Below are 1,533 nucleotides of genomic sequence, written 5' to 3' on the forward strand. Positions count from 1 at the left end.
GCGGCGGCCCGGCTGCGGGCGGAGTCGCGGGACGTTTCGGTGTTCTCGCCGAGCTGGGCGGGGGAACCGCACGCGGGCCGGGCGGAGACGGCGCTGCAGCTGGCGCTGCGGCCGGGTTGTGTGCGGATGGACCGGGCGGTGGCGGGGGACCGGCGGCCGATCGGGGAACTGCTGCCGCTGTTGCGGGAGGGCGGGGTGCGCGCGGTGACGGCGACCGGGGTCCTCGGCGACCCGAGGCCGGCGACGGTTGCGGAGGGGACGGAGTTGCTGAGCGAGCTGACGGCGGCGCTGGTGTCGCATGTGGACGGATGGAGGCGGGGATGACGAGCCAGGCTGCGGAGGCCGCGATGACCGCCCGGGTCGCGCTCGTCACCGGTGCCGCGCGGGGGATCGGGGCCGCCACCGTCCTTCGCCTGGCGCAGCAGGGCTACGCCGTCCTCGCCGTCGACCTGGCCGCCGATGATCCCGCCCTGCCCTACCCCATGGGCACCGAGGCCGAACTCGCCGCCGTCGTCGAAAAGGCGGGTGGGACCGCCGCCGCTTTCGTCGCCGACGTACGGGATCCCGCGGCCATGAAAGCCGCCGTCGCGGAAGCCGAACGGCGCTGGGGCGGCCTCGACGTCGCCATCGCCGCGGCCGGGGTCGTCGCCGGGGGCGTGCCACTGTGGGAGGTACCGGAAGCGCAGGAACGGGCGGTGCTGGAGGTCGACCTCCACGGCGTCGTCCACCTCGCCCGCGCCGCCGTGCCCGCGCTGCTGCGGCGGCCGCGGCCCCGGTCGGGACGGTTCCTCGCCGTCGCTTCGGCCGCCGCCACGCGGGGGTTGCCCATGCTCGCCGCCTACTGCGCCGCGAAAGCCGGGGTCGCGGGGCTCGTCAGGGCGCTCGGGGCCGAGCTGGGGGAGACCGGGGTGACCGCCAATGCCGTCAGCCCGGGCTCGACCGACACCCCCATCCTCGCCGAAAGCGCCCGCCTCTACGCGCTGCCCGACGCGGCCGCCTTCGCGGCGCAGCAGCCGGTCCACCGGTTGCTCGACCCCGATGAGGTCGCCGCCGTGCTGGCGTTCCTCGCCGGGCCAGACAGCGGGGCCATGACAGGCGCCGTTGTGCCCGTGGACGGAGGGCTGGCCCTGTGACCCCCTTGCCACCCGGGTTCCGGGTCGAACTCGACCGCGACACCAAGCAACTCACCGCCGACCTCCTCTTCGGCGGCTCCCCGGCCCGCGTCCTCCGCCTGTCCGCCGCCGGGCAAACCGCTCTGCGGAACCTCGCCGACAGCCCGGTCACCGACGCCGCCACCGGCGCCCTCGCCCGGCACCTCACCGACGCCGGGCTCGCCCACCCGCTCCCGCCCGAACCGGACCACCCCGCCGACCTCACCGTCGTCGTCCCGGTGCTCGACCGTCCGGCACCGCTGGCCCGCTGCCTCGCCGGGCTCGGCGACCGCTACCCCGTCCTCGTCGTCGACGACGGCTCCCAAGACCCCGCCGCCATCGCCGCGGTGGCCGCCGCGCACGGGGCGAAGCTCGTGCGCCG

3 protein-coding genes are annotated in these 1,533 nt (G+C 76.8%); all 3 read left to right on the top strand.

Going from position 1 to position 1,533, the window contains the following annotated elements; translation table 11 throughout:
* A partial coding sequence (locus G3I65_RS41165) for a creatininase family protein (protein WP_160700882.1) occupies nt 1-324 on the top strand: 324 nt, incomplete at its 5' end.
* On the top strand, nt 321-1,133 hold the full coding sequence (locus G3I65_RS41170) for a mycofactocin-coupled SDR family oxidoreductase (RefSeq protein ID WP_239071754.1): 813 nt from the start codon (nt 321-323) through the stop codon (nt 1,131-1,133). The genes G3I65_RS41165 and G3I65_RS41170, both read left to right, overlap by 4 nt.
* A partial coding sequence (locus G3I65_RS41175; protein ID WP_375336760.1) for a glycosyltransferase family 2 protein occupies nt 1,130-1,533 on the top strand: 404 nt, incomplete at its 3' end. The genes G3I65_RS41170 and G3I65_RS41175, both read left to right, overlap by 4 nt.

Source organism: Amycolatopsis sp. SID8362 (assembly GCF_010550475.1).
Classification (GTDB): domain Bacteria; phylum Actinomycetota; class Actinomycetes; order Mycobacteriales; family Pseudonocardiaceae; genus Amycolatopsis; species Amycolatopsis eburnea.

What these genes read in the sequence shown, in the direction of transcription:
- G3I65_RS41170 (WP_239071754.1), top strand. Translation starts at nt 321, where the DNA reads ATGACGAGCCAGGCTGCGGAGGCCGCGATGACCGCCCGGGTCGCGCTC.